At 69.2% G+C, this 26,731-nt stretch carries 22 protein-coding genes; 15 read left to right on the top strand and 7 right to left on the bottom strand.

Annotated features, from left to right (window positions below):
• Positions 1–71: 71 nt before the first annotated feature.
• Positions 72–2,021 (bottom strand): acetate--CoA ligase, encoded by a 1,950-nt coding sequence (acs, locus tag NPA30_RS07710; RefSeq protein ID WP_256801982.1) that lies wholly within the window; start codon positions 2,019–2,021, stop codon positions 72–74.
• A gap of 112 nt (positions 2,022–2,133) precedes the next feature.
• The gene (locus NPA30_RS07705) at positions 2,134–2,529 is read right to left on the bottom strand and encodes a DUF1761 domain-containing protein (RefSeq protein ID WP_256801977.1); all 396 of its coding nucleotides are present in this window, start codon (positions 2,527–2,529) and stop codon (positions 2,134–2,136) included.
• 262 nt (positions 2,530–2,791) lie between these two features.
• On the opposite strand from NPA30_RS07705, the gene NPA30_RS07700 reads away from it, so the two are divergent.
• On the top strand, positions 2,792–3,391 hold the full coding sequence (locus NPA30_RS07700; protein ID WP_256801974.1) for a LytS/YhcK type 5TM receptor domain-containing protein: 600 nt from the start codon (positions 2,792–2,794) through the stop codon (positions 3,389–3,391).
• A 519-nt stretch (positions 3,392–3,910) separates the two neighbouring features.
• Here NPA30_RS07700 and groL read toward each other — a convergent pair.
• Entirely contained in the window at positions 3,911–5,554 is a 1,644-nt protein-coding gene (groL, locus tag NPA30_RS07695) for a chaperonin GroEL (RefSeq protein WP_256801972.1), read from the bottom strand.
• Between the two features lie 85 nt (positions 5,555–5,639).
• The gene (gene groES / locus NPA30_RS07690) at positions 5,640–5,936 is read right to left on the bottom strand and encodes a co-chaperone GroES (RefSeq protein ID WP_256801971.1); all 297 of its coding nucleotides are present in this window, start codon (positions 5,934–5,936) and stop codon (positions 5,640–5,642) included.
• A gap of 262 nt (positions 5,937–6,198) precedes the next feature.
• Between groES and NPA30_RS07685 the strand changes: the two genes are divergently transcribed.
• The 6 genes from NPA30_RS07685 to NPA30_RS07660 all read left to right on the top strand — a co-directional run bounded on the left by NPA30_RS07685 (position 6,199) and on the right by NPA30_RS07660 (position 14,271).
• Positions 6,199–7,035, top strand: coding sequence for a TIGR01459 family HAD-type hydrolase (locus NPA30_RS07685; protein ID WP_256801969.1), 837 nt, complete (start codon positions 6,199–6,201; stop codon positions 7,033–7,035).
• Entirely contained in the window at positions 7,032–8,042 is a 1,011-nt protein-coding gene (locus NPA30_RS07680; RefSeq protein ID WP_256801968.1) for a bifunctional riboflavin kinase/FAD synthetase, read from the top strand. Before NPA30_RS07685 ends, NPA30_RS07680 begins: the two co-directional genes overlap by 4 nt.
• Positions 8,043–8,165: 123 nt before the next feature.
• Positions 8,166–9,563 carry a sensor histidine kinase gene (locus NPA30_RS07675; protein WP_256801966.1) on the top strand — a complete coding sequence of 466 codons (1,398 nt, stop codon included), beginning with the start codon at positions 8,166–8,168 and terminating at the stop codon, positions 9,561–9,563.
• Between the two features lie 5 nt (positions 9,564–9,568).
• Complete coding sequence (locus NPA30_RS07670; protein ID WP_256801965.1) at positions 9,569–9,958, top strand: response regulator; 390 nt, start codon at positions 9,569–9,571, stop codon at positions 9,956–9,958.
• A 305-nt stretch (positions 9,959–10,263) separates the two neighbouring features.
• Entirely contained in the window at positions 10,264–13,428 is a 3,165-nt protein-coding gene (ileS, locus tag NPA30_RS07665; protein WP_256801964.1) for an isoleucine--tRNA ligase, read from the top strand.
• 165 nt (positions 13,429–13,593) lie between these two features.
• The gene (locus tag NPA30_RS07660; protein ID WP_256801959.1) at positions 13,594–14,271 is read left to right on the top strand and encodes a hypothetical protein; all 678 of its coding nucleotides are present in this window, start codon (positions 13,594–13,596) and stop codon (positions 14,269–14,271) included.
• Between the two features lie 31 nt (positions 14,272–14,302).
• Here the strand turns inward: NPA30_RS07660 and NPA30_RS07655 are convergent, their stop codons facing one another.
• Positions 14,303–14,752: a nucleoside deaminase gene (locus NPA30_RS07655; protein ID WP_256801958.1), complete on the bottom strand. Its 450-nt coding sequence runs from the start codon at positions 14,750–14,752 to the stop codon at positions 14,303–14,305.
• A gap of 67 nt (positions 14,753–14,819) precedes the next feature.
• Here NPA30_RS07655 and NPA30_RS07650 point away from each other — a divergent pair, with 67 nt between their 5' ends.
• From NPA30_RS07650 to NPA30_RS07630, 5 genes are all read left to right on the top strand, one after another.
• On the top strand, positions 14,820–16,631 hold the full coding sequence (locus tag NPA30_RS07650; RefSeq protein WP_256801957.1) for a pseudouridine synthase: 1,812 nt from the start codon (positions 14,820–14,822) through the stop codon (positions 16,629–16,631).
• Between the two features lie 6 nt (positions 16,632–16,637).
• Entirely contained in the window at positions 16,638–17,192 is a 555-nt protein-coding gene (gene rsmD / locus NPA30_RS07645; RefSeq protein WP_256801955.1) for a 16S rRNA (guanine(966)-N(2))-methyltransferase RsmD, read from the top strand.
• Positions 17,193–17,325: 133 nt separating this feature from the next.
• On the top strand, positions 17,326–18,789 hold the full coding sequence (locus NPA30_RS07640; protein WP_256801947.1) for a M16 family metallopeptidase: 1,464 nt from the start codon (positions 17,326–17,328) through the stop codon (positions 18,787–18,789).
• A 19-nt stretch (positions 18,790–18,808) separates the two neighbouring features.
• Positions 18,809–20,140 (top strand): M16 family metallopeptidase, encoded by a 1,332-nt coding sequence (locus NPA30_RS07635; RefSeq protein WP_256801945.1) that lies wholly within the window; start codon positions 18,809–18,811, stop codon positions 20,138–20,140.
• A complete protein-coding gene (locus tag NPA30_RS07630) occupies positions 20,140–21,042 on the top strand; it encodes a patatin-like phospholipase family protein (protein ID WP_256801941.1) in 903 nt (300 codons plus the stop codon). The genes NPA30_RS07635 and NPA30_RS07630 overlap by 1 nt, the downstream gene beginning before the upstream one ends.
• 177 nt (positions 21,043–21,219) lie before the next feature.
• On the opposite strand, the gene NPA30_RS07625 is transcribed toward NPA30_RS07630, so the two are convergent.
• Together NPA30_RS07625 and NPA30_RS07620 are read right to left on the bottom strand one after the other, a co-directional pair.
• Entirely contained in the window at positions 21,220–22,260 is a 1,041-nt protein-coding gene (locus NPA30_RS07625) for a DNA topoisomerase IB (protein ID WP_256801939.1), read from the bottom strand.
• A gap of 100 nt (positions 22,261–22,360) precedes the next feature.
• The gene (locus tag NPA30_RS07620) at positions 22,361–24,205 is read right to left on the bottom strand and encodes a monovalent cation:proton antiporter-2 (CPA2) family protein (RefSeq protein ID WP_256801938.1); all 1,845 of its coding nucleotides are present in this window, start codon (positions 24,203–24,205) and stop codon (positions 22,361–22,363) included.
• A gap of 111 nt (positions 24,206–24,316) precedes the next feature.
• On the opposite strand from NPA30_RS07620, the gene NPA30_RS07615 reads away from it, so the two are divergent.
• The 3 genes from NPA30_RS07615 to NPA30_RS07605 are packed head-to-tail and all read left to right on the top strand — an operon-like array spanning position 24,317 to position 26,724.
• Positions 24,317–25,654 carry a TldD/PmbA family protein gene (locus tag NPA30_RS07615; RefSeq protein WP_306228805.1) on the top strand — a complete coding sequence of 446 codons (1,338 nt, stop codon included), beginning with the start codon at positions 24,317–24,319 and terminating at the stop codon, positions 25,652–25,654.
• A 1-nt stretch (position 25,655) separates the two neighbouring features.
• Positions 25,656–26,456 (top strand): 3'(2'),5'-bisphosphate nucleotidase CysQ, encoded by an 801-nt coding sequence (locus tag NPA30_RS07610; protein ID WP_256801937.1) that lies wholly within the window; start codon positions 25,656–25,658, stop codon positions 26,454–26,456.
• 31 nt (positions 26,457–26,487) lie between these two features.
• Complete coding sequence (locus NPA30_RS07605; RefSeq protein WP_256801934.1) at positions 26,488–26,724, top strand: DUF4170 domain-containing protein; 237 nt, start codon at positions 26,488–26,490, stop codon at positions 26,722–26,724.
• The last annotated feature ends 7 nt before the right edge of the window (positions 26,725–26,731 follow it).

Raw genomic sequence — 26,731 nt, 5'->3', positions numbered from 1 at the left:
GGCCCTCTTCGTGTGCGTCGCCGTCTTCGAAGCGCGTCGGCCGCCGGACCGGCCTGGCGCCGTCGGCGCCCTCAGCCCTTGCGGTTCTGCCGGTTGTCGATGAGATCCTCCACCACGCCCGGGTCCGCCAGCGTCGAGGTGTCGCCGAGCGCGCCGAAATCGTCCTCGGCGATCTTGCGCAGGATGCGGCGCATGATCTTGCCCGAACGGGTCTTCGGCAGGCCCGGCGCGAACTGGATCTTGTCGGGAGCCGCGATCGGGCCGATCTCGTTGCGCACGTGCTGGACCAGCTCCTTCTGGAGTTCCGGCGAGGGCGTCTCGCCCTCCATCAGCGTCACGTAGCAGTAGATGCCCTGGCCCTTGATGTCGTGCGGATAGCCGACGACCGCGGCCTCCGAGACCTTGGGATGCGAGACGAGCGCCGACTCGACCTCGGCCGTGCCCATGCGGTGGCCGGAGACGTTGAGGACGTCGTCGACCCGGCCGGTGATCCAGTAGTAGCCGTCGGCATCGCGCCGGCAGCCGTCGCCGGTGAAGTACTTGCCCGGATAGGCCGAGAAGTAGGTCTGCACGAAGCGCTCATGGTCGCCGTAGACGGTGCGCATCTGGCCCGGCCAGGAGTCGGTGATGCACAGGTTGCCCTCGGTCGCCCCCTCCAGCACCTTGCCCTCGGCATCGACGATCTGCGGCTGGACGCCGAAGAACGGCTTGGAGGCGGCCCCCGGCTTCAGCGCCATCGCGCCGGTGAGCGGGGTGATCAGGATGCCGCCCGTCTCGGTCTGCCACCAGGTGTCGACGATCGGGCAACGCTCCTCGCCGACGACGCGGTAGTACCAGAGCCAGGCCTCCGGGTTGATCGGCTCACCGACCGAGCCGATCAGCCTGAGACTTTTGCGCGAGGACTTGGTGACGTGCTCGTCGCCGGCGCCCATCAGCGCCCGGATCGCGGTCGGCGCGGTGTAGAAGATCGTGACCTGATGCTTGTCGATGACCTGCCAAAAGCGGCCGGCATCCGGATAGTTCGGCACGCCCTCGAACATCAGCGTCGTCGCGCCGTTGGCGAGCGGCCCGTAGACGATGTAGCTGTGGCCGGTGACCCAGCCGACGTCGGCGGTGCACCAGAACACCTCGCCCGACCGGTAGTCGAAGACGTATTGGTGCGTCATCGAGGCGTGGACGAGATAACCGCCGGAGGTGTGGAGCACGCCCTTCGGCTTGCCGGTCGAGCCCGAGGTGTAGAGGATGAACAGCGGATCCTCGGCGCTCATCTCCTCCGGCGGGCACTCGGCTGCGGCGCTCTCCCGCGCCTCGTGCCACCAGGTGTCCCGACCCTGCGTCCACGCGACGTCGCCGCCGGTGCGCTGGACGACGAGGACGCGCTTCACCGCCTGGCCGTTCTTTGCGGCGATCTCGATCGCCCGGTCGGCATTGGCCTTCAGCGGCACCTTGCGCCCGCCCCGCAAGCCCTCGTCGGCGGTGATCAGGAGTTCGGACTTCGCGTCCGCCAGCCGGCCGGCCAGCGCGTCCGGCGAAAAGCCGCCGAAGACGACCGAGTGGATGGCGCCGATGCGGGCGCAGGCGAGCATCGCCATCGCCGCCTCCGGGATCATCGGCATGTAGATGGTGACGCGGTCCCCCTTCTTCGCGCCGAGATCCTTCAGGACGTTCGCCATCCTGCAGACTTCGCCGTGCAACTCGCGGTAGCTGATGGTGCGCGACACCGTGGGGTCGTCGCCCTCCCAGATGATCGCGGCACGCTCGCCGTTTTCGGCGAGATGGCGGTCGAGGCAGCTCGCCGAAACGTTCAGCGTGCCGTCCTCGAACCACTTGATCGAGACGTCGCCGGGGCCGAAGGAGGTGTTCTTCACCGTGGTGAACGGCTTGATCCAGTCGATCCGCTTGCCGTGATCGCCCCAGAAGCCCTCCGGATCCTCGACGCTGCGCCGGTACCAGCTCTCGTAGGTCTCGGCATCGACCAGCGTGTTCGCGCGCCACTCCGGCTTGGTCTCGATCCGGTCCATCTCTTCCTCCCGTGTCCATGGCCGGTCTCCCTCCGGCCCTTGCCGCCGACTCTAGGAAAGCCGGCGCGGCCGGTCCATATCCCGGCGCTTAGACTTTCGCCATTCGGGCCGATCAGCCGAAGGCGCCGATGACGACGCCCATGATCAGCATCGCGATCAGCCACTCGCCGGCGTTCAAGAGGCTCAGGCGCTTCGGCCGGGCCTCGTAGGAGTGATCGACGATCATCGCCGGCAGGATGAAGCCGGCCCAGGTGAGGATCGCGGTGATCAGCGTCGCGCCGATGCTGATGCCGGAGATGTGGGTGGTGAGCCCGGCGAGCATTGCAGCAATCACCAGCTCGGCCAGGAAGACGATGGCGAGCGGTCCGGGCTTGCCGTGCGGCACCTCGTCATAGCCGCGGGCCGTGGCCCAGGCCGCGTGGAAGACGCGGTGCCAGACGAAGCTGAAGCCGAAGGCGAGCGCCGCGGCAACGACGATGGCGAGGATGTTCATGCCTGAAAAGCTCATGCGGGGCTCCCGAACGCGTGTGGTCCGCTTAAAGCTAGGTAGGGTCGGGCGCGCGGCCACGACGACCGCGCCACATCGCGCTCCGCCGTAAGTCCCGAGTTGGTATCGCGCGAATGGCGCATCGCCAGGTCAGGGCCGCTGCGATCACGCGGCGGCGAGGCGGCAGGCACCGTCGGCGGTGCGATTCCATCGGCTCACTGACTTTACGATAGCTTTACCCAACTATCGTTTCATCATCATGATTAACAGGTGGGGGTCGGCCATGTCCGGCGCGTTGGGTGGGTTCGTCGATCTCGTGGCGACGCTGGGGCTGTGCGCGCTGGTGTCGGCGATCTACGGGCTGATCCTTCGGCATCTTCCGGGGTGCCGGCTGCGCGGCGTTGTGCTCGGGCTTCTCTTCGGCGCTGCTGCGACCTACGCAATGGCGCAGGCGACCGTCTATGGCGAGGGCGTGCGGATCGACGCGCGCAACGTCCTGATGCTCCTCGCCGCGCCGATCGCCGGCCAGACCGCCGGTCTCGTCGCCTGCCTCCTCGCCGGCTCGATGCGCCTGGCGCTGGGCGGCCAGGGCATGTGGATCGGCGTCGTCTCGATCGTCCTGTCGTCCGGGATCGCCGCCGCCTTCGCGGCGGACGTGCGCCGGCCGCGTAACGGTTATTCCGTGCTGCACTTCGCCGGGCTCGGGCTTGCCGGCTGCGTGACCGGCCTCCTGCTGCTGGCGTTGCCGGCGAACACAGCCTATGCGGCCAGCTTCCTGCCGCTCTGCGCGGTCAAGCTCATCGGCACCACCGGCTTCGGCTGGCTCCTGTCGAGGCAGAAGCCGGCATTGCCTCTCGCACTGGATCCACGGCCCGCCGCCTGATCTGCGACCCGCCGCCCGATGGGCGACGGGTCATGCCTGGGCGGGTCCTCAGAAGGGGATGCTGAGGCCGATCCTGCCGATGGCGGTGTTCGCGCAGCCCGAGAGATCGAGCGTTCCGTTGGCCTGCAGGGCCCAGCCGTCCTGCGAGCCGAGGTCGTCTGATCGTTCACTTCAGCGCCGGAACGCAGATTACCGGCGGGAGCTTGGAGCTTCCGGATACCCATGAGGTAAGCTGGCCTGCCTGCGCGGAACTGTTCGAAAGGCTTAACCTTTCCGGTGAAACTCGATCGTTCTGCTTGGCGGTTCGCCGAAGCGAGCCGACAACGAGGGCGCCGGGCGACGGCAAGCCCGGTGGTCCGGGCGCATTCCGCCCCATGGCATCGCCGCAATTCCGCAGCCGTAGACCCGGGAAGCCGGCTGCGAAGATCCTCGTCGACACTGGGTCAGCAACAAAAAGGCCCGGCGCCGAAGCGCCGAGCCTACTCAACTGTCGGATAGGATTATCGGCCGGATGGCGTCTTAGAAGTCCATGCCGCCCATGCCGCCCATGCCGCCGCCCGGCATCGCCGGAGCGCCCGAGTCCTTCTTCGGAGCCTCGGAGATCATGGCTTCGGTGGTGACGAGGAGACCGGCGACCGAGGCCGCGTCCTGCAGCGCCGAGCGCACGACCTTGACCGGATCGACGATACCCATCTGGATCATGTCGCCGTACTCGCCGGTCTGGGCGTTGTAGCCGTAGGTGACCGAGGAGTTCTCGAGGATCTTGCCGACCACGATCGAGCCTTCGTCACCGGCATTGATGACGATCTGGCGGACCGGAGCCTGCAGGGCCTTGCGCACGATGTTGATGCCGGCGTCCTGGTCGGCGTTGTCGCCCTTCAGGTCGACCGCATTCGAGGCGCGCAGAAGCGCGACGCCGCCGCCCGCCACGATGCCTTCCTCGACGGCCGCACGGGTCGCGTTGAGGGCGTCGTCGACGCGGTCCTTCTTCTCCTTCACCTCGACCTCGGTGGCGCCGCCGATGCGGATCACCGCAACGCCGCCGGCGAGCTTGGCCAGGCGCTCCTGGAGCTTCTCGCGGTCGTAGTCCGAGGTGGTCTCCTCGATCTGCGCCTTGATCTGGCCGACACGGGCCTGGATCTGGGCCGACTCGCCCGAGCCGTCGACGATCGTGGTGTTCTCCTTGGTGATGGAGACCTTCTTGGCGCGGCCGAGCATGTCGAGCGACACGTTCTCGAGCTTGATGCCGAGGTCCTCGGAGATCACCTGGCCACCGGTGAGGATCGCGATGTCCTCGAGCATGGCCTTGCGACGGTCACCGAAGCCCGGCGCCTTGACGGCGGCGATCTTCAGGCCGCCACGCAGCTTGTTGACGACGAGCGTGGCGAGCGCCTCGCCCTCGACGTCCTCGGCGATGATCAGCAGCGGACGCGAGGACTGCACCACGGCCTCGAGGACCGGCAGCATGGCCTGCAGGTTGGAGAGCTTCTTCTCGTGCAGGAGGATGTACGGATCCTCGAGCTCGGCGACCATCTTCTCGGCGTTGGTCACGAAGTACGGGCTGAGGTAGCCGCGGTCGAACTGCATGCCCTCGACGACCTCGAGCTCGGTCTCGGCGGTCTTGGCCTCCTCGACGGTGATGACACCCTCGTTGCCGACCTTCTGCATCGCCGAGGCGATCATCTCGCCGATCTCGCGCTCGCCGTTGGCCGAAATCGTGCCGACCTGGGCGACCTCGTCGGAGGTCTCGATCTTGCGGGCCGCGCCGACCAGGGCGGCGACGACCTTCTCGACCGCCTTGTCGATGCCGCGCTTGACGTCCATCGGGTTCATGCCAGCGGCCACGGCCTTGGCGCCTTCCTTGACGATCGCCTGGGCGAGGACCGTCGCGGTGGTGGTGCCGTCACCGGCCTTGTCGTTGGTCTTCGAGGCCACTTCGCGCACCATCTGGGCGCCCATGTTCTCGAACTTGTCCTCGAGCTCGATCTCCTTGGCGACGGAGACGCCGTCCTTGGTGATGCGCGGGGCGCCGAACGACTTGTCGATGACGACGTTGCGGCCCTTCGGGCCGAGGGTGACCTTCACCGCGTCGGCGAGGATGTCGACGCCGCGCAGCATGCGCTCACGCGCGTCGCGGCCGAACTTTACTTCCTTGGCTGCCATTTTCGCTTCTCCCCGGCGCGCCGTTCGAAGCGGGCGGCGCCGTTACAGATGAATGGGTTGAGGTTCGAAAGAGCGGGTCGGCCGATCAGCCGACGATGCCCATGATGTCGGACTCTTTCATGATCAGCAGGTCTTCGCCGTTCAGCTTGACCTCGGTGCCCGACCACTTGCCGAAGAGGACGCGGTCGCCGGCCTTGACGTCCAGCGGGACGACCTTGCCCTGCTCGTCGCGCGCACCGGCGCCGACGGCGACGATCTCGCCTTCCTGGGGCTTTTCCTTGGCGGTGTCCGGGATGATGATGCCGCCGGCGGTCTTGTTCTCCGACTCCACGCGGCGCACGACGACGCGGTCATGGAGGGGGCGGAAGTTCACGGTTGCCATTGTCGTTGAACCCTTGCTCGATGAAGAGGCCCGATGCGCTCCGGCACCCGGCCCGATCCTTTGGCACTCGCCTCTAGGGAGTGCTAGCAAGCGGCGAGATAGGGCAGGTGGCGGCCTCTTGTCAAGCCGGTCTGCCCTGCGGCGGCGGCGGACAGCGTGCGCCAACGTCCGCCCCGGGCGCTGCTTGACCCGTGCCCGGCGCCTCCGATATCGCGATGCGGCAGGCGGATGAAAAGACCCTCGGGCAAAGATCGGCAAGAGCATGACTGAGAGAGGCCCTCGGGCGATCAAGACGCTGAGCGAGATCCTCGACGGCTACGACGCGGTGTTCTGCGACGTCTGGGGCGTGATCCACAACGGGTTGTCGGTCTTCCGCGACGCGGAGCGGGCGCTGCGGGAGGCCCGCGCGGCAGGCACGCGCGTCCTTCTGATCACCAACTCGCCGCGCCGCTCGGCGGGTGTCGAGACGCAGCTCGCGAGCCTCGGGCTGGGGCGCGACAGCTACGACGACATCGTCACCTCCGGCGACGTGACGCGCGAGCTGATCCGCCAGGCCCCAGGTCCGGTGTTTCACATCGGGCCGCGGCGTGACGACGAGATCTACGAGGACTTGCCCGTGCAGCGGGTGGACGAGGCCGATGCCGAGGCGATCGTCGTGACCGGCCTGTTCGACGACGAGGCGGAGACGCCGGAGGACTACGCCCCGCTGCTGGGCCGTCTTGCGGCGCGCGGCCTGCCGATGATCTGCGCCAACCCGGACATCGTCGTGCAGCGGGGCGACCGGCTGGTCTTCTGCGCCGGTGCGCTCGCCCGCGACTACGCCGCCCTCGGCGGTCCGGTGCGCCTCGCCGGCAAGCCGCACCGCCCGATCTACGAGGTCGCCGCGGCGCGCATCGGCGGCGTGGACGGCAAGCGCGTGCTGGCGATCGGTGACGGGCTGGCGACGGACATCAAGGGCGCCAACGGCTTCGGCCTCGACGCGCTGCTGGTTCTTGCCGGCATTCACGGTGCCGAACTCGGCGATGACCCGGCGGCGATCGGCCGGCATCTCGAGGCGCAGGGCCTGTCGGCCGCCTATGTGATCGCGGCGCTCGGATGAGCGCAGGCCCGATCCGGCGTCTGACGTCCGTCTCGGCCCTTCCGCCCGAGCTGCGCGGCGCAGTCGTGGCGATCGGCAATTTTGACGGCGTCCATCGCGGCCATCAGGCCGTGCTCGAGCGGGCGGACGAGATCGCCCGCAGGGAGGGCCGGCCGCTGGTCTGCCTGACCTTCGAGCCGCATCCGCGCACCGTCTTCCGGCCGCAGGATCCGGTGCCGCGGCTGACACCGGCGCCGATGAAGGCGCGCCTGCTCGCCGCGCTCGGCTTCGAGGCGGTGATCGAGCAGCCCTTCAGCCGGGATTTCGCAGGTCTTTCGGCGGACAGCTTTCTGGGCGACATCCTCGTCGGCGGCCTCGGCCTGATGCATGTCGTCGTCGGCTTCGACTTCCATTATGGCGCCAGGCGGGCCGGCACGCCGGCGCTGCTGCGCGAAGCGGGCGCACGCCTCGGCTTCGGCGTCACCTGCGTGGAGGCCTTCACCGACGAAGGCGGCGAGACGGTGTCGTCCAGCCGCATCCGGGCGCATCTTGCGGCCGGCGAGGTGGCCGAGGCGGCGGGGTTGCTCGGCTATCGCTGGACGGTGGAGGCGGAGGTGACCGGCGGGCAGCGGCTCGGGCGCACCCTCGGCTACCCGACAGCCAACATGCGCCTGCACGAGGAGGCCACGCTCGGCCACGGCATCTACGCGGTTCGCTTCCGCCGCGCCGACGGCCGTCTCCACGACGGCGTCGCGAGCTACGGCCGCCGCCCGACCTTCGACAACGGCGCGCCGCTGTTCGAGACGCATCTCTTCGACTTCTCCGGCGACCTCTACGGCGAGACCGCCGAGGTCTCGCTGTTCGGCTTTCTGCGCCCGGAAGAGAAGTTCGACGGCGCCGAGGCGCTGGTCCGCCAGATGGACCGGGACGCGGAGGCGGCGCGTGCGCTTCTGGCGGCGGTTCGACCCCTTTCGGCGCTGGACGATACGATTGCTTTCGCGCTCGGGGGCGACGCGGCAACGTCATGAAGGTTCGGGCTTTTTCCCCTCTGGCAGGGAGGCGCGGGCTCGCTTCGCTGGTCGGTTTGGTGTAAGATCCCCGGTGTGATGGGAAAGGCCCACACGCTTTCTCCTGTCTCTCCGTAGTCGTTGATGCCGACGCCGAGCTTCCTCGCCCGCCTTCTTCTCCCTGCGCTCCAGATCAAGATCGCGCCGGTCGCCCGCTTCGGGCTGATCCTGCTCGTCGTGGCGGCCGTCGCGCTTCTTCGAGCGGCCTTCGTCACCGACATCCTGCCCTACCTCTTTTTCATTCCGATCATTCTTCTCAGCGCGCTCGTGTTCGGGCGAAACAGCGGCATCGTGGCAACGCTGGCCGCGGCGGTGGCGGCAGGCTGTTCGATGTCGCCTACCGGCAATCCGCTGAGCCTGTCGGTGGCGCAGTGGTCGGCACAAGGACTGTTCGTGCTTGTGAATGTCGGCATTGGCTTCCTCGCCGCCGAGTTGAGCCGCTCGCTCGTGCTGCTCGAGAACCTCGCGGAGGGACGACGTGAGGCAATCCACCGGCTTGCCGCTGCGACGGCCAAACACACGCGATTGGCAAGCATCGTGGAGCAGTCGCAGGAGTTCATCGGCTATGCCGACCTCGAAGGCCGCGTACAATTCGTGAATGAAAGTGGAAAGCGGTTGGTCGGGGTCGCCGATCCGCGCCTGACGGTCGTGGAGGACTACTTCACTGAGGCGGATCGGTGGCGCATCTCCGCCGAGATCTTACCGGCAGTGCACTCGCACGGCGCTTGGACGGGCGAAGTTGAGTTTCGCCATTTCGCAACGGGCGCGCTGATCCCGGTGCGCTACAACGTCTTTTCTTTGCGCGACGGCGACGCGGACGGTGCAGTGGTCGGCTACGGTACGGTGACCACCGACCTGCGCTCCCAGAAACTGGCGACGGCGCAGCGCGAGATGCTGACGCGCGAACTCGCGCACCGGATGAAAAACACCCTTTCGATAGTGCAGGCGATCGTCAGTCAGTCGCTGCGCGCATCCGGGTCGGTTGCGCAGGCGCGTGATGTCATAGCAGCGCGGCTGACGGCGCTGTCACGGGCGCAGGACATCCTGACGGCGACCAGCTGGACACAGGCCGATATCCACGATGTCGTTCAAGCCGCGATCGCGCCTCACCGAGACGAGGGAGCGCGGTTCGTCGCCGACGGTCCGCATATCGATCTTGATGCGCAACGCGCGCTCGGACTTTCGCTCGCGCTGCACGAACTGGCGACGAACGCCGCCAAGTACGGGGCCTTGTCCACCGCTGGAGGCTGCGTCCGGATGATCTGGTCGCTGGACGAAAAGATTTTTCGATTCGAATGGATCGAGCAGGGGGGGCCGGAAGTTCATGTGCCGGAGAGCCGCGGTTTCGGATCGAGGCTCCTCGAGCGTATTGTCGCCGCCTACTTCGATGGGAGCGGCGTCCTCCAGTTTGGCCAGGAAGGCGTGCGGTTCGTTTTGGAAGGCGAACTGGTCAGCCACCCGTCCTCGGCTGAAGAGGCGTAGTCAGTATGGGCCAGTCCTTCCAGCCGTCGCGGTTCGCCGTCCTGGTCGTGGAGCATGACCCATTGATCCTGACCGAGGCGGTCGATCTTGTCGAAGAGGCAGGGTTCATTGCCTACGAGGCGCGCAACGCCGATCAGGCGATCCGGCTTCTCGAGCGGCATCCCGAGATCACCGTTCTCCTCACCGATGTCGATATGCCCGGCTCGATGGATGGCCTGAAGCTGGCGCGCGCGGTGCGGGATCGCTGGCCGCCTGTAAGGATCATCGTCACGTCAGGCCACACGAAGGTGACCGAGGCGGACATGCCCGAAGAAAGCCTGTTTTTCGCAAAGCCGTATCCGCCGCAGACCATGGTGCAGGCGCTGACCCGCGTTGCCGAGCAACTGCTCCGCTGAACGCGTTCGCATCGCCGGATCGGCAGGAGAGTCGCCGCCGAGTCGGGCGTGGCTCTTCGGTGGCACGGGCGCATGCCCATGTGCGCGTCGATGCAAGCCTCTTTATCCGCGCTGCGGCACTTGCTACAGAGCGGCCATGATCTCGGCTCGTTCCTCGAGCGCGGCCCTGCGAATTAGTCGCCCGGCCACGCGCTGACGCTCTCGACGCTTCGCGCGCGGACCGGGATGCTCACCCTTTCCCGACGATCAGCTCCCCGCCGCGGCGCGTTCCGCCCGGCGGTGGACCGCGCAACCGGACGCCTGCCATGAGCGACACCGCCGAGACGACAGACTATTCCAAGACGCTGTATCTGCCGCAGACCGACTTCCCGATGCGCGCCGGCCTGCCGCAGAAGGAGCCGGAGACGATTGCGCGCTGGGACGACATGAACCTCTATGGCGCGCTGCGCCAGGAGGCGGCCGGCCGGCCGAAATACGTCCTCCACGACGGCCCGCCCTACGCCAACGGCCACCTTCACATCGGCCATGCGCTGAACAAGGTGCTGAAGGACGTCATCACCCGCTCCTTCCAGATGCGCGGCTACGACTCCAACTACGTGCCCGGCTGGGACTGCCACGGCCTGCCGATCGAGTGGAAGATCGAGGAGGAGTACCGCGCCAAGGGCAAGAACAAGGACGAGGTGCCGATCAACGAGTTCCGGCAGGAGTGCCGCGAGTTCGCCACCCACTGGGTCGGCGTGCAGTCGGCCGAGTTCCGCCGCCTCGGCGTCGAGGGCGACTTCGGGAACCCGTACCTGACGATGGCCTACGAGGCGGAGTCGGTGATCGCCGGCGAGCTCCTGAAGTTCGCGACCTCCGGCCAGCTCTACCGCGGCTCCAAGCCGATCATGTGGTCGGTGGTCGAGAAGACCGCGCTCGCCGAGGCCGAGGTCGAGTACCACGACTACGAGTCCGACACGATCTGGGTGAAGTTCATCGTCCTCGCCCGCAGCGGAGCCGGCGTGCCGCCCGGCGACCGCGGGTCGTTCCGCGATCGGGTCCTGGCTCAGAATGCGGACGGGAGGCATGGCCCGCTCGGGGATCTGCACAGCGCCTATGTCGTGATCTGGACGACGACGCCCTGGACGATACCCGGCAATCGAGCGATCGCCTTCTCGGAGCGTGTCTCCTACGGTCTCTACGAGGTGACGGCCCCGAACGATCCGGACAATCCGCGATGGGCTCTCGAAGGTGAACGGCTCGTCCTCGCCGACGCGCTGGCCGCCGACGTGTTCGCCAAGGCGCGGGTGCCGAACGATGGCTTTCGCCGGATGCAGGACGTGAGCGCGGAGGTTCTTGCGGAGCTCATCTGCGGCCACCCGCTTCGCGGCGTCGGCGGCGGCTATGACTTCCCCGTTCCTCTCATCGCCGGCGAGCACGTCACCGACGAGGCCGGCACCGGGTTCGTCCACACCGCGCCCTCGCACGGCGTCGAGGACTTCGACGTCTGGACCCACAACAGGCGCGAGCTGGAAGCCCGCGGCATCGACACCGCCATCCCCTTCACCGTCGACGACGACGGCTTCTACACCAAGGACGCACCCGGCTTCGGCCCCGACGCGCCCGGCGGCGCGGCGCGCGTTCTCGACGACAAGGGCAAGAAGGGCGACGCCAACAAGCGTGTCATCGACGCGCTGGCGGCGCACGGCATGCTGCTCGCCCGTGGCCGGCTGAAGCACCAGTATCCGCACTCCTGGCGCTCCAAGAAGCCGGTGATCTTCCGCAACACGCCGCAATGGTTCGTCCACATGGACAAGGATCTCGACGGCTACGGCATGGAGCACACCAACCGGCCCCGCTCGCTCGCCGCGACGATCGGCGAGGACGGCGTGAAGTCGGTGGAGGCAGTGGTCGCCAAGGGCGGCGCCTTCCGCAAGCCGGACCTCAGCGCCGACCAGCCGGTGGCCGGCGAGGACACCCTGCGCGTCCGCGCACTGAAGGCGATCGACGAGACGCGCTTCGTGCCGGCCTCCGGCCAGAACCGGCTGCGCGGCATGATCGCCGACCGGCCGGACTGGGTGCTGTCGCGCCAGCGCGCCTGGGGCGTGCCGATCGCCGTGTTCGTCGACGAGGACGGCGCGATCCTGAAGGACGCGGCGGTGAACCAGCGCATCGTCGACGCTTTCGCCGCCGAGGGCGCCGACGCCTGGTTCGCCAAGGGCGCCAAGGAGCGCTTTCTCGGCAACGAGCACGACCCGGCCCAGTGGACCATGGTCCGCGACATCCTCGACGTCTGGTTCGATTCCGGCTCGACCCACGCCTTCTGCCTCGCCCGCCGGCCGGACCTGAAATGGCCGGCGGATCTCTATCTCGAAGGCTCCGACCAGCATCGCGGCTGGTTCCACTCCTCGCTGCTCGAGGCCTGCGGCACCCGCGGCCGGGCACCCTACGATGCGGTGCTCACGCACGGCTTCGTCATGGACGAGGACGGGCGCAAGATGTCGAAGTCGCTCGGCAACGTCGTCACCCCGCAGGAGGTGATCGCCCAGTCCGGTGCCGACATCCTGCGGCTCTGGGTGGTGTCGTCGGACTATTCGGAGGACCTGCGGCTCGGCAAGACGATCCTGCAGACCAACATCGACAGCTACCGCAAGCTGCGCAACACCATCCGCTGGATGCTCGGCACGCTCGCCCACGACGAGGGCGAGGACGTACCGCTCGCAGAGATGCCGGAGCTCGAGCGGCTGATGCTGCACCGGCTCCACGAACTCGGCGAGGTGGTCGTGAAGGGCTACGACGCCTTCGACTTCAAGCGGGTGATCCGCGCCCTGTCGGACTTCATGGTGGTCGAGCTCTCGGCCTTCTACTTCGACATCCGCAAGGACGCGCTCTACTGCGACGCGCCCTCCTCGGTCCGGCGCAAGGCGGCGCTGCAGGTGGTGCGGCTCCTGTTCGACCGGCTCGTCACCTGGCTCGCGCCGATGCTGCCCTTCACGATGGAGGAGGCCTGGCTGTCGCGCCACCCGGACCGGCGCTCGGTGCATCTCGAGCAGTTCCGCACGGCCGATCCGGCCTGGAGCGATCCGGCGCTCGCCGAGCGCTGGGCCAAGATCCGCAAGGTCCGCCGCGTCGTCACCGGCGCACTGGAGGAGAAGCGGCGGGCCAAGGTCATCGGCTCCTCGCTCGAGGCGGCACCGGTCGTCTACATCGAAGACGCGGAGTTGCGGGAGATCGCCCGCTCGATCGACCTCGCCGAGGTGGCCATCACCAGCGGCATCACGATCAGCGCCGAGCCGGCGCCGGAGGACGCCTTCCGGTTGGCCGACACGCAGGGCGTGGCCGTCGTTCACGCGGCGGCCCGCGGCCGCAAATGCGCCCGTTCCTGGAAGATCACCGAGGACGTCGGCTCCGACCCGGACTATCCGGACGTGACGGCCCGTGACGCGGCAGCGCTGCGCGAGCTGAAGGCGGCCGGGCGCATCGTGCTCTGACGCCGGCGCACGACGCAAAGGTTACCATCAGGTTAAGCTTGCCGCATCCGGGCGCTTGCCGTAGAAAAGCGCCCGGAAATCGACATGATCGCGTGCAATTCCGCGGGCTGGCGTAGGGCAGGGGTGCCAACGCCGCTCGGATCGGCGAGGGGGCCGTTTTTTGGCATGACAATGAACCGTCTCGGACTGCGGGCGGCTTGCGCCGTCGCTCTCGGCATGGCGCTGTCGGGCTGCATCGGCCCGACCTACGGCACCGGCAAGACCTCCGGCGAGCAACTTTTCGACGACATGGACAGCATGCTGCTGCTCGGCAACAGCAACAAGGCGAGCATCGACTACTCGCCGCGTCCCGAACTGGTGAAGCCGGCGGACAAGAACGTTCTGCCGCAGCCGGAAGAGACCCGCTCGGCGAGCAACGGAGCCAACTGGCCGGAGTCCCCCGAGGCTCGCCGCGCGAGGCTGCAGGCGGCGGCCTATTCCGGTGACGAGGACAGTCCGATTCCGGCGGCGGTCATGACGGCGGACAAGGAAGGCTACGACCCGGCCGACCGCACTCCGGCGCGTGCGAACATCGCGATGCGCAACGACAACGCCGACACCGAGCTGAAGCCGGGCGAGCTGCGCTCGAAGAGCGAGCTCGTCAAGCAGCGCCTCGCCGAAAACCGGCAGGGCAGCCCGACCCAGCGCAAGTATCTGAGCGAGCCGCCGCTCGACTACCGTCAGCCGTCCGACAGTGCCCCGATCGGCGATCCGGGCGAGGACGAGGACGTCAAGGCCGCGCGGCTGAAGGCCGGCGGCAAGAAGACCGTCGGCGAGACGCTGAAGGGTCTCTGGCCGTTCTGACCGACCGCGCCCGGCGCGAGCCGCACCGGGCTCAGCGGCGCTTGCCGGCGAAGAAGCCGCGCAGGATCTGCGCCGCCTCGCTCTCCGCAATGGCAGGATAGACCTCCGGCGCATGGTGGCAGGTCGGCTGCGCGAAGAAGCGGGCGCCATGCTCGACCCCGCCGCCCTTCGGATCGGCGGCGCCGTAGTACAGCCTGCGGATCCGCGCGAAGGAGATGGCGCCGGCGCACATCGCGCAGGGCTCCAGCGTCACGTAGAGGTCGCAGCCCGCCAGCCGTTCGTCGCCGAGGGTGGCGCAGGCCCGGCGGATCGCCAGCATCTCGGCATGGGCCGTCGGGTCGTTCAGCGCCCGGGTCTCGTTGCCGGCCGCCGCGACGACGCGGCCGTCCTTGACGATCACCGCGCCGACCGGCGTCTCGTCGCGCGCCGCAGCCCGGCGCGCCTGCGCGAGCGCCTCGTCCATGAAACCCGGTCGCAGCATCCGTTCCCCTCGCGCCAGCCGCGCCGAACTGCTAGAGAGCGCGACGAAAAAAGGCAAAAACGATCCGATGAGCGATACCACAGACGGCGACGGCAAGGGCAAGCGCGGCAGCGACGGCGAGCGCCGGCCCGGCCGCGGCGCCCCGCGCGGGCGCAAGCCCTCTTCCGCCGCTTCCGGTCGGAGGTCCGACGACGGCAAGGCGGGCGGCGCGGAGCGCTCCGACAGCGGACCCCGCAGCTTCAAGCCGCGCAAGCCGACCGCGACCCGTGCAGGCGGCGAGGGCGACGGCGAGGGCGCGCGCGGCACGACACCGTTCAAGCCGCGCAGCCGCGGCATGCTCAGCCATGGCGGTGCGGCACCGGAGGGCTCCGGCAAGCCGCCGCGCAGCTACGGCCGCATTCGCGCAGACGGCGGGGAGCGGAGCGGCGAGAGCAAGCGTCCCCGCAGCTTCGACACCGAGCCACGCGGCGACTGGGACGGCCAGCGCCGGCCGCGTGCGGCTGGCGGTCGGCAGGAGCGCGACCCGCAGTCGAGGACGCCGCGGGCGCCGCGCGAGGAGGGCACCGGTGGCAGTGCCGTGGAGCCCATGCGGATCGCCAAGCGCCTGGCGCGCGCCGGGATCGCCTCGCGCCGCGACGCCGAGGGGATGATCGCCGACGGACGCGTCTCGCTCAACGGCAAGGTGCTGGACACGCCGGCGATCGACGTGTCGCCCGACGACCGCATCGAAGTCGATGGCGCGCCGCTGCCGGCGATCGAGCGCACGCGCCTGTGGCTGTTCCACAAGCCGGCCGGCACGGTCACCACCAACCGCGATCCGGAGGGCCGGGCAACCGTGTTCGACCGGCTGCCCGAAGACATGCCGCGGGTGCTGTCGGTCGGGCGACTCGACATCAACACCGAGGGGCTGCTGCTCCTCACCAATGACGGCGGTCTCGCCCGCGTGCTGGAGCTGCCCGCGACGGGCTGGCTGCGCCGCTACCGCGTGCGCGCGCATGGCGCCATCGACCAGGCCAAGCTCGACGAGCTGCGCAACGGCATCGCCATCGACGGCATCTTCTACGGCGCCATCGAGGCGGTGCTCGACCGCACGCAAGGGGCCAATGTCTGGCTGACCATCGGCCTGCGCGAGGGCAAGAACCGCGAGGTCAAGCGCGTGCTCGGCCATCTCGGGCTCGACGTGAACCGGCTGATCCGCATGTCCTTCGGCCCCTTCCAGCTCGGCGACCTGCCGGAAGGGTCGGTGCGCGAGATCAAGGGCCGCACGCTGCGCGACCAGCTCGGCGAGCGTCTCATCGAGGAGGCCGGTGCCGATTTCGAGGCGCCGGTCGCCCGTGCCTTCTCCAACAAGCCCGTGGCGGCCCGCAGCGACGAGCCGGGGCCGGCGCGGCCGAAGAAGCGTGGCGACTGGATTTCGGCGAGCGACGCCAAGCCCAACCGCAAGAAGTTCGGCGAGGCCAAGCGCGCCGATGCGCTGGCCCGGCTCGACACCAAGCCGCACCGCGGCGAGGAGGAGCGCGGCCGTCCCCAGCGGTTCGAGCGCGGGGATCGGCCCGAGCGGCCGGCTGGAGACCGCCCATCCCGCGGCAAGCGCATGGGCGAGGATGCGGAGGGCAAGGCCACCGCCGCGCCGCGGCCGAAGCCCGGCCGCCGCAACGCCAATGTCTGGATGGCGCCCGGGGCCCGGCCGCTTGGCGAGAAGAAGCAGGCCGAAAAGGACGAGCGCGCCCGCCAGGTCGCCAAGCGCGGCAAGGACCGTCCGCATCCCTTCGGCAAGCGACGCGAGGGCGGCGACGCTGCCGCCCGTCCGCCGCGTCCGTCCTCGCCGCGCCCTTCCGGCCCCCGTGCGCCCGGGCGTCCGCGCCGCGAGGACAACTGAGCCGCGATGCGCATCGTTGCCGGGGAGTTTCGCGGCCGGGCCATCGCCGCGCCGGCCACCAATGCCATTCGGCCGACGACGGACCGCACGCGCGAGACGCTGTTCAACATCCTGGCCCATGCGGGCGGTGTGACGCTCGACGGCGCCCGAGTCCTCGACCTCTTCTCCGGCACCGGCGCCCTCGGCCTGGAGGCGCTGTCGCGCGGCGGGCGCTTCTGCCTGTTCGTGGAGGAGGGCGTGGAGGCGCGGGGGCTCCTGCGCACCAACATCGAGAGCTTCGGCCTCCAGGGCCGCACCAAGATCTTCCGCCGCGACGCGACGAGCCTCGGCGCGGTCGGCACGATGGAGCCGTTCGATCTCCTGTTCGCCGACCCGCCCTACGGCAAGGGGCTCGGCGAGGCGGCCCTCGCGAGCGCGGCCGCCGGCGGCTGGCTGGTGCCGGGCGCGGTCTGCATCGTCGAGGAGGCCGCATCGGCGGCGTTCTCGCATCCGGATGGCTTCACGCTCAGCGACGAGCGGTCGATCGGCGAGACGGTGCTGCGCTTTCTGCGCTTCGGCTGACCGCCGGCGGCCGGCGGTGACGAAACCGTAACTGGCGCTCCCCGGCACCTGCGACATATCAAGGCCACGAGACGGGGCTAGAGGCAGGGACTCGGCCTCGCGACATGCGGCCACATCAGGGACAAGACCAGGCATGACCGACCTTCTGCGCAGCGTCCGCGTTTCCGCTCTCGCTCTGATGACGGCCACGGCCTCGCTCGCTCCCGCTTCGGCCCAGACGCAGCCGCCCGCTCCGCCGCCGCCGGCGGCGACCGCAGCCGCCGCACCCGACGACAAGGCGGACGAGCAGCAGGCACAGCAGAAGGTCGAGAAGCAGCAGTCGGCGATCGACAGCTTCTTCCTCGACAACGGCCTGCAGGTCGTCGTCCTGCCCGACCACCGCGCGCCGATCGTCACCCAGATGATCTGGTACCGGGTCGGGGCGGCCGACGAGCAGCGCGGCACCTCGGGCATCGCCCACTTCCTCGAGCACCTGATGTTCAAGGGCACCAAGCTGCACCCCGAGGGCGAGTTCTCGAAGGCGGTGGCCGACATCGGCGGCGAGGAGAACGCCTTCACCACCGCCGACTACACCGCCTATTACCAGCAGGTGGCGGCGAGCCAGCTGCCGATGGTGATGGGCTTCGAGGCCGACCGCATGGAGAACCTCGTCCTGTCCGACGAGGCCGTGCTGCCCGAGCGCGACGTGATCCTCGAGGAACGGCGGATGCGGATCGAGAACGATCCGGGTTCGCAGCTGTCGGAGGCGGTGCAGGCGGCGCTGTTCCAGAACCATCCCTACGGCACGCCGGTGATCGGCTGGCGGAGCGAGATGGAGAAGCTGACGCGCGACGACGCGATCGCCTTCTACGACAAGTATTACACGCCGAACAACGCGACGCTCATCGTCGCCGGCGACGTGACGGCCGACGCCGTCCGCAAGCTCGCCGAGGAGACCTACGGCAAGGTTCCGCGGCGGGCCGACATCACGCCGCGCGTGCGGCCGAAGGAGCCGCCGCCGCTCGCCGCGCGAACCGTGACGATGACCGATCCGCGCGTGACCCAGCCGAGCCTGCAGCGGGTCTATCTGGCACCGTCCGACGCAACCGCGCCGGCTGGCGAAGCCGAGGCGCTCGACGTCCTCGCCGACATCCTCGGCGGCGGAACGACCAGCCGCCTCTATCGATCGCTGATCGTGAAGGACGCGCTCGCCGCCGGCGCCGGTGCGTACTATGCGGGTTCGTCGCTCGACTACGGGCAGTTCGCCGTCTACGGCACGCCGCGCGGCAACGCCACGATCGGCGACGTCGAGAAGGCGATCGACGCCGAGATCGCCCGCATCCTCGCGGACGGCGTGACGCCGCAGGAGCTCGAGCAGGCCAAGAACAGGGTGCGCAAGGCCGTGATCTACCAGCGCGACAACCAGGCCTCGATGGCGCGGCGTTACGGCACCGCGCTCTCGACCGGGCGGACCATCGCCGACGTCGACTCCTGGCCCGACCGCATCGAGGCGGTGACGGTCGACCAGGTGACGGCGGTCGCGCGCAAGTATCTTCGTCCCGAGCGGTCGGTCACAGGCTACCTGGAGCCCGCGGCCGACGCCGAGACCCGCTCCTGATCGACGCGAGAGACTGACGATGACCGCCTTCTTCCGCCCCTTCGCCGGCCCCGTGGCCGCCCTGCTGCTCTCCGTCGCAGGCCTTGCCGCGAGCGCCATGCCCGCCGCTGCGGTCGACATCCAGGAGGTGACGAGCCCCGGCGGCATCCACGCCCTGCTGGTCGAGGACTACACCAACCCGCTGATCGCGGTGAAGTTCGCCTTCAAGGGTGCCGGTGCGACGGCCGATCCCGAGGGCAAGGCCGGCACCGCCAACCTTCTTTCGGGCCTCCTCGACGAGGGCGCGGGCGACATCGGGAGCGCCGAGTTCCAGGCCAAACTTGACGAGCTCGGGGTCAGCCTCAGCTACGACGCCTCCTATGACGGCTTCTCCGGCAACTTTCGCACGCTCGTCGAGAACCAGGATGCGGCCTTCGATCTCCTGCGTCTCTCGGTCAATGCGCCGCGCTTCGACGAGGAGCCGGTCAACCGCATCCGGGCGCAGATCCTGACCGGGATCGTGTCGAACGAGAACGACCCGGACACGCTCGCCGGCAAGGCCTTTCGCGAGACGGTCTTCGCCGGGCATCCCTACGGGCGGCCGGTCGAGGGCACGCGGGAGACGCTGCCCGGCATCGGCAAGGCCGATCTCGAGGCCTTCCGCGCGAAGGGCTTCGCCAGGGACGACCTCTATGTCGGCGTGGTCGGCGCGATCGATGGCAAGACGCTCGGCGAGAAGCTGGACGAGGTGTTCGGCTCCCTGCCGGCGAAGGCCGATCTTCCGCCGGTGCCCGAGGTTCAGCCGATCACCGGCAAGTCGGTCGCCGTAGCGTTGAACGTGCCGCAGACGGTGATCCAGTTGGCGCTGCCCGGCGTCAAGCGCGACGACCCGAACTTCTTCGCGGCCTATCTGATGAACCAGGTGCTGGGCGGCGGCTCCTTCTCCTCCCGCCTCTATCAGGAGGTGCGCGAGAAGCGCGGACTTGCCTATGGCGTCTCCTCGTTCTTGGCGAGCTACGACCATACGGCGATGCTCGGGGTGTCCACCGCGACGCGCTCGGACAAGGCGCAGGAGAGCGTCGAGATCATCCGCCAGGAGCTGACGCGCATGGCCGAGGACGGTCCGACCGAGGACGAGCTCGCTAAGGCCAAGGCCTACGTGAAGGGCTCCTATGCCATCCGCAACCTCGACTCCTCGCTCGCCATCGCCTCGACGCTGGTCGGCATCCAGCTCGACGACCTCGGCCGCGACTATATCGATCGGCGCGAGGGGCTGATCGACGCGGTCACGATGGACGACGTCAAGGCGATGGCGAGGACGCTGCTGTCGGTCGATCCGACGGTCGTGACGGTCGGCCCGGCGGGCGCCTGATGGCAGGGCCGTCCATCGCTCTGGCGCTGGGCGGCGGCGGCGCGCGCGGGCTCGCGCACATCCACGTCCTCGAGGCGTTCGACGAGCTCGGCCTGAAGCCGGCGTGCATCGCCGGCTCCTCGATCGGGGCGATCATCGGGGCTGGCTATGCCGCAGGTCTCACGGGCCACGAGATCCGCGAGCACATCCTGTCGGTGTTCGCCCACCACGGCGTCGTCCTCGCCCGGCTGTGGCGCACGCTGCCGCCGAGCTTCAGCGCCTTCCGGCAGGAGGGCGGCCTGCGGCTCGGCCAGCTGAACGCCGAGCGCGTGCTCGAGGTCTTCATGCCTGAACGCCTGCCCGCCACCTTCGAGGAACTCGCCGTTCCGCTGACGGTGATGGCGACCGACTTCTACGCGGGCGAGAGCATGGCGATCGACAGCGGCGCGCTGATGAGCGCGGTTGCCGCCTCGGCAGCGCTGCCGGCCCTCTTCCGGCCGGTGCGCCGCGACGGCAAGATCCTGATCGACGGCGGCATCTACAGTCCGCTGCCCTTCGAGGTGCTGCGCGGCTGTGCCGAGCGGGTGGTCGCCGTCGACGTCACCGGCAGCCCGGTGGGCGACGGGCGCCGGGTTCCGCCGCCGATGGAGGTCACCTCTGGCGCCTCGCAGCTGATCATGCGGGCCATCACCGAGGCGAAGCTGAAGCTGCACGCACCCGATCTCCTGGTGCGTCCGCCGGTCTCGCGCTACGGCGTCTTCGACTTCATGCAGGCGCGCGTGATCCTCGCCGACACGGCCGCGCTGAAGGACGAGGTGAAGCGCGCGCTCGACCACCTCCTCAGCCGCGAAGCGGATGACCGCGGCCTGCCGCTTATCCTGGACGAGGCCAGCCTGGACGCCGCGGCGGCGATGATGGGATAGGGCGTTCGCAGCTGGCGCTGCCGTCGTGTTTTGTCACGCGGCGACCGACCCGGTTCAGCGTTCCCGTCATCGTGTCGATCGAACACGCCGTGCCGCGCGGAAGACGGCGTGCGGGTCGACCGCCTGCCGGCTTCCCGCTGACGGCTGGAGTGCGAACGAACAGCGAAGGCCCTTGCCTCATGCCGTCGCGACCTCCTCCAGGAACCGCATCAGCCCGGTTTCGACGCGGCTGAGGCCCTCGCGCTTGCGCCCCTTCAAAAGGTCCGGGCTCAGCCGCTCCTCCTCGTAGGCGCTGATGATCTCGGGATGGACGTAGGAGGCGCGCGCCACCGCCGGCGTGTTGCGGAGCAGCTCCGACACCCGGCGCATCGCCGCGGCCACGGTCTTCTTGCGTTTGGAGTCCGACACCGGTTCGGCCGGCGCCTCCTCGATCAGGAAGCGCAAGGCCTCCGCCGAGCCGTGGAAGGTGCGGAAGTCCTTCGCCGACACGCGCGCCGCCGCCGCCTCCCGCAGATACTCGTTGAGAAGATTTGCGGTCAGCGGGCGCTGTTTCTTCGACGTCTTGCCCGGCACGCGGAACAGCCGCTTGCCGCGGCCCTGGCGCATCCGCTCGAGCGACTTCACCAGGCGGTCGTCGTGGATCTCGATCTTCTGCTGCTTGTTCGACTTGGCCACGAAGTCGAGGACCGCGCCGCCGGACCTGCGGATGCGGATGTTCTCCTTCTGCAGCGAAGCGACACCGCGCCCACCGTCCTCGGCGTATTTTTCGTGGCCCGGGCGCATCGCTTCAAGATCGATCAGCCGGGCCGCGACCGCCGAGGTCAGCTCGCGGCTGAGCTTGCGGCGCCTCAGGTCCTTTTCGATGCGACTGCGCAGCTTCGGCAGCGCGTGGCCGAAGCGCACCAGCCGCTCGGTCTTCACCGCGTTGCGCACGTTCACCCAGTGGTCGTGGTAGCGATATTGCAGACGGCCTTTCTCGTCGCGCCCCACGGCCTGGATGTGGCCGTTCTCGTCGACGCAGATCTTCACGTCATGCCAGGCCGGCGGGATCACCAGCGCGTCGATCCGCTCCTTCAGCCGCTTGTCCGTGACGGGGTCGCCGTCGGCGAAGCAGACCACGTGTTCGGCGCCGGACGCGCGCCTCTCGATTTCGAAGGTGCCCGGATCGACCATGATCAGGCCGAACCGCTCGGCATGGAACGCAAGACGCTTGTTCATTGGATGGCGCGGGGTCCTCGACCGGGTTGGACCGCCGAAAACGCCGCCGTTCGTTTCACGGTTCCGGGGTGGGCCGTCGCACCCGGCCGGCAGCCGCACACTATTTCGCGACCGGCTCCGTCCGCCGGGCGCGGGCCGACCGATCGGCCGGCGTCCCGTCGTCTCCGTCCCCGGCGTAGAATACCTCCGCCTCCTGCTTCGGCTTCACCAGCGGCTCGGGCGTCACGACCCGCGTCACGACCATGTCGCGGCCGGCGAAGAGCCCCTCGGCCTCCTGCAGCTTCAGCCGCTCGTGATCGCGCCGGCGCACGTCCTGGACAACCCGCCGCGCGATGTCGGGATCGACGTCGAGACCCTTGAGCGTCTCGCCGCCGAAGACGAGCGCCGACTCGACCGTCTCGCGCAGCTCGTAGTCGACCCCGCGCGCGCGCAGCGAAAGGGCATGGGCGCGATCGTAGGAGCGCACGAACAGCCGCACCTCCGGAAACTCGGCGCGGATGAGGTCGACGATGCGGTCGGTGGTCTCCTGCTTGTTGGTGCAGACTGCGACGATCAACGCCCGCCGGATACCGGCGGCCTCGAGGACGTCGCGGTTCGTGCCCGAGCCGAAATAGATCCGGAAGCCGAACCGAGAGGCGGTCCGGATCCGCTCGGCCGAATTGTCGATCATGGTGACGTCGATGCCGCTCGACAGAAGCACCTGCGCGACGATCTGGCCGAAGCGCGAAAAGCCGATCATCAGGACGTCGGAGCCGGCGCCGTCGAAATCCTCATCGAGTTCCTCCTCCTCGGCGCCGCCCGGGATGCGGTGGCCGAGCCAGCTCGTCAGCGGCGTCAGCATCATCGACAGCGTGACGATGGCGACCAGCACCGAGGCGGTTTCGGCCGGCAGGATGGCCGCGGCGACGGCCGTGTTGAAGAGCACGAAGCTGAACTCGCCGCCCTGCGGCAGCAGCGTCGCGACGCGGGCGGAGGTCTCGCGGCTTTCCCCGAAGGCGCGGGTGAGGACGTGCAGGACCACCGCCTTGACGACGAGCACGACCGGCGTCGCGGCAAGGATCAGGAGCCAGTTGCGGCTGATCACAGTCAGGTCCAGCGACAGGCCGACGGCCATGAAGAACAGGCCGAGCAGGATGCCGCGGAAGGGCTCGATGCTCGCCTCGAGCTCGTGGCGATAGGTCGATTCGGCCAGCATCACGCCGGCGATGAAGGCGCCCATGCCCATCGAGAAGCCGGTCGCCTGCATCAGGAGGCCGGCACCCAGCACCACGAAGAGCGCCGCGGCGATCATCACTTCCCGCGCGCCCGCATTGGCGAGGATGCGGAACAGCGGGTTGAGCAGGAAGCGCCCGGCCAGCAGCAGCCAGAGGATCGCGCCGACGGCGATCGCGAGCGCTTCCAGATCGAAGCCGCTGCCGCTGCTCGTGGTGGAAAGGAGCGGCAGGAGGGCCAGCAGCGGCACGACCGCCAGATCCTGGAACAGGAGCACCGAGAACGCCGCCTGGCCGTAGCGGGTGTTCATCTCGCCCTTCTCCTCCAGAATCTGCAGGCCGAAGGCGGTCGAGGACATCGCAAGGCCGAAGCCGATGACGGCGGCGGCCCGCCAGCCGAGGCCGAACAGCATCGCGGTGCCGGTGAGGGCGAGGCCGGTGGCGACGAGCTGCGACAGGCCGAGCCCGAAGATCTGATGGCGCAGGCGCCAGAGGCGGCCGACCTTGAGCTCCAGCCCGATGACGAAGAGCAGGAACACGACGCCGAGTTCGCCGACGTGCAGGATCGAGCCATCGCGCCCGTCGACCAGCCGCAGCGCCGGGCCGAGGACGATGCCGGCGAAGAGATAGCCGAGCACGGTGCCGAGGCCGATCCGCTTGAACAGCGTGCCGGCGACGATGCCCCCGCCCAGCAGCAGGATCACCTGCAGGAAAACGGTGCTTGTTGCTTCCACCTGGCCACAAAATTCCTATGTTGCGGCGAATCGGCTCGCACCCGGACGCACGCTTGATGGCGCCGGGAATGAGAGTAAGGCCTTCGAACGAGAAAATCAGCAGGCATCCGAATGGACGAGGACACGTCGCGACTCCTGAGCGTCGCCGAGCGCTTGATCGATCTGGCGAAGCGTGCGGGTGCCGATGCCGCCGACGCGGCGGTGGTGCGCGGCCGGGCGCGCGGCGCGAGCGTGCGCATGGGCACGGTCGAGGAGACCGAGTCGTCGGAAGGCGAGGATCTGGCGCTGCGCGTCTTCGTCGGGCAGCGCGTCGCGAGCGTGTCCGCCGACGTGCACACCGATCTCGAGCGGCTGGTCGAGCGGGCGGTCGCCATGGCGAAGGTCTCGCCCGAGGATCCCTATGCCGGTCTCGCCGATCCCGGCCGGCTGGCGAGCGGCGACATCGAGCTCGACCTCTTCGATCCGACCGAGATCGCGAGCGAGACCCTGGTCGAGGAGGCGATGGCGCTGGAGGATGCCGCCCGCGCCGTTCCCGGCGTCAGCAATTCCGGTGGCGCCTCGGCGAGCGCCGGCAGCTCCGGCCTGGTGCTCGTCACCTCGGGCGGATTCTCCGGCACGCGCCGGCGCTCCAGCTTCGGCCGCTCGGTCAGCGTCATCGCCGGCGAAGGCGTGCGGATGCAGCGCGACTACGACTTCGACTCGCGCCTGCACCATGCCGATCTCAGGGAGGCGGCGAGCATCGGGCGGACCGCCGGCGAACGGGCGGTGCGCCGGCTGGAGCCCCGCAAGGTCCCGACCGGCCGGCTGCCGGTGGTCTTCGATCCGCGCGTGGCGCGCGGCTTCTTCGGGCACCTCCTTTCGGCGATCAACGGTGCCGCCATCGCCCGCAAGACGAGCTTTCTGAAGGACGCGATGGGTCAGGCGATCCTGCCGGCCGGCGTCACCGTCACCGACGATCCGCTGCTGCCGCGCCGGCCGGGCTCGCGCGCCTTCGACGGGGAGGGGGTGCGCGGCGAAGCCCTGACGCTCGTCGAGGACGGTCGGCTGGCGGCCTGGCTCCTCGACAGCGGGACGGCGCGCGAGCTCGGCCTTCAGACCAACGGGCGCGCGGCGCGCTCGGCCAGCAGCCTCTCGCCGTCGTCGAGCAACGTGCAGGTCTCCCCAGGCGCGATGACCCCGCAGCAGCTGATCGCCGAGACCGGCCGGGGTCTCTACATCGACGAACTCATCGGGCACGGGGTCAACCTCGTCACCGGCGACTATTCCCGCGGCGCGTCCGGGTACATGATCGAGAACGGCGAGCTGACCCATCCGGTCTCGGAGCTGACCATCGCCGGCACGCTGATGGAGATGTTCGCCGGGCTGACGCTCGCCGACGATCTCGATCCACGCTTCTCGATCGTGGCGCCGACCCTGCGCTTCGAGGCGATGACGGTCGCGGGCGGCTGACTTGGACGCAACCGGCGAAGCCGATCTCGCACTTCTCATCGAAGCGGCACGGGAGGCCGGCGCGATCGCGCAGGGCTTCTTCCGCCGCGATCCGAAGGTCTGGTGGAAGGAGGGCAACTCGCCCGTCAGCGAGGCCGACTTCGCCGTCGACCGATTCCTGCGCGACACGCTGCGCACGGCCCGCCCCGACTACGGCTGGCTGTCGGAGGAGTCGGAGGCGGCCGAGAGCGCAGCGGACGGCGAGGCGCCCCGCCGCTTCTTCGTCGTCGACCCGATCGACGGCACCCGCGCCTTCCTGCGCGGCGAGGACACCTGGTGCGTGTCCATCGCCGTCATCGAGGGGGAGCGTCCGGTGGCGGGGATCCTCGAGGTTCCGGCGCTGGCGGAGCGCTTCACGGCCTCCGCCGACGGTCCGGCGCGTCTCGGCGAAGCGGTTCTCGATCTCGGGGGCGGCGCCGAACGGCCGCTTCGCCTTGCCCTGCCCGACTCCGTGCGCCGCAGCCTGGGGCCCGAAGCGCTGGCGGACATCGCCGTCGTGCCGACGGTGCCCTCGCTGGCCTATCGCCTGGCCCTCGTTGCGGCGGGTCGCATCGACGGCACGCTGATCCGGCCGCGTGCCAACGACTGGGACATCGCAGCCGGCGATCTGATCCTCGAGCAGGCGGGCGGGCGTCTCGTCGACGCCGAGGGCCGGGCGAGGCTTTACAAGATCGAGGGCAAGAGGCATGGCCTACTGATCGCCGGAGCGCCGCATGCGCTCGGCAGGCTCGGGGCCTTCGCCGCGACCCTCGGCGGAGCCTGAGCGCCTCATCAGCGAACGGACGGAGATCGACATGGTCGGTGAGACGACAGCCAAGCAGCGCCTCCATCTCGTGTTCGGCGGGGAGTTGAAGAGCCTCGATCAGGTCGAGTTCGCCGATCTCGCGAACCTCGACATCGTCGGCGTCTACCCCGACTACGCCTCGGCGCTCGCCGCCTGGCGAGCCAAGGCGCAGCAGACGGTCGACAACGCGCTGATGCGCTACTTCATCGTCCACATGCACCGGCTGCTCGATCCGGAGACGGAGTGACGACACG

Source organism: Mangrovibrevibacter kandeliae (assembly GCF_024519155.1).
Lineage (GTDB): Bacteria > Pseudomonadota > Alphaproteobacteria > Rhizobiales > Rhizobiaceae > Mangrovibrevibacter > Mangrovibrevibacter kandeliae.
The sequence above is the reverse complement of the archived record's forward strand: the minus strand, read 5'-3'. Positions and strand labels throughout refer to the sequence as shown.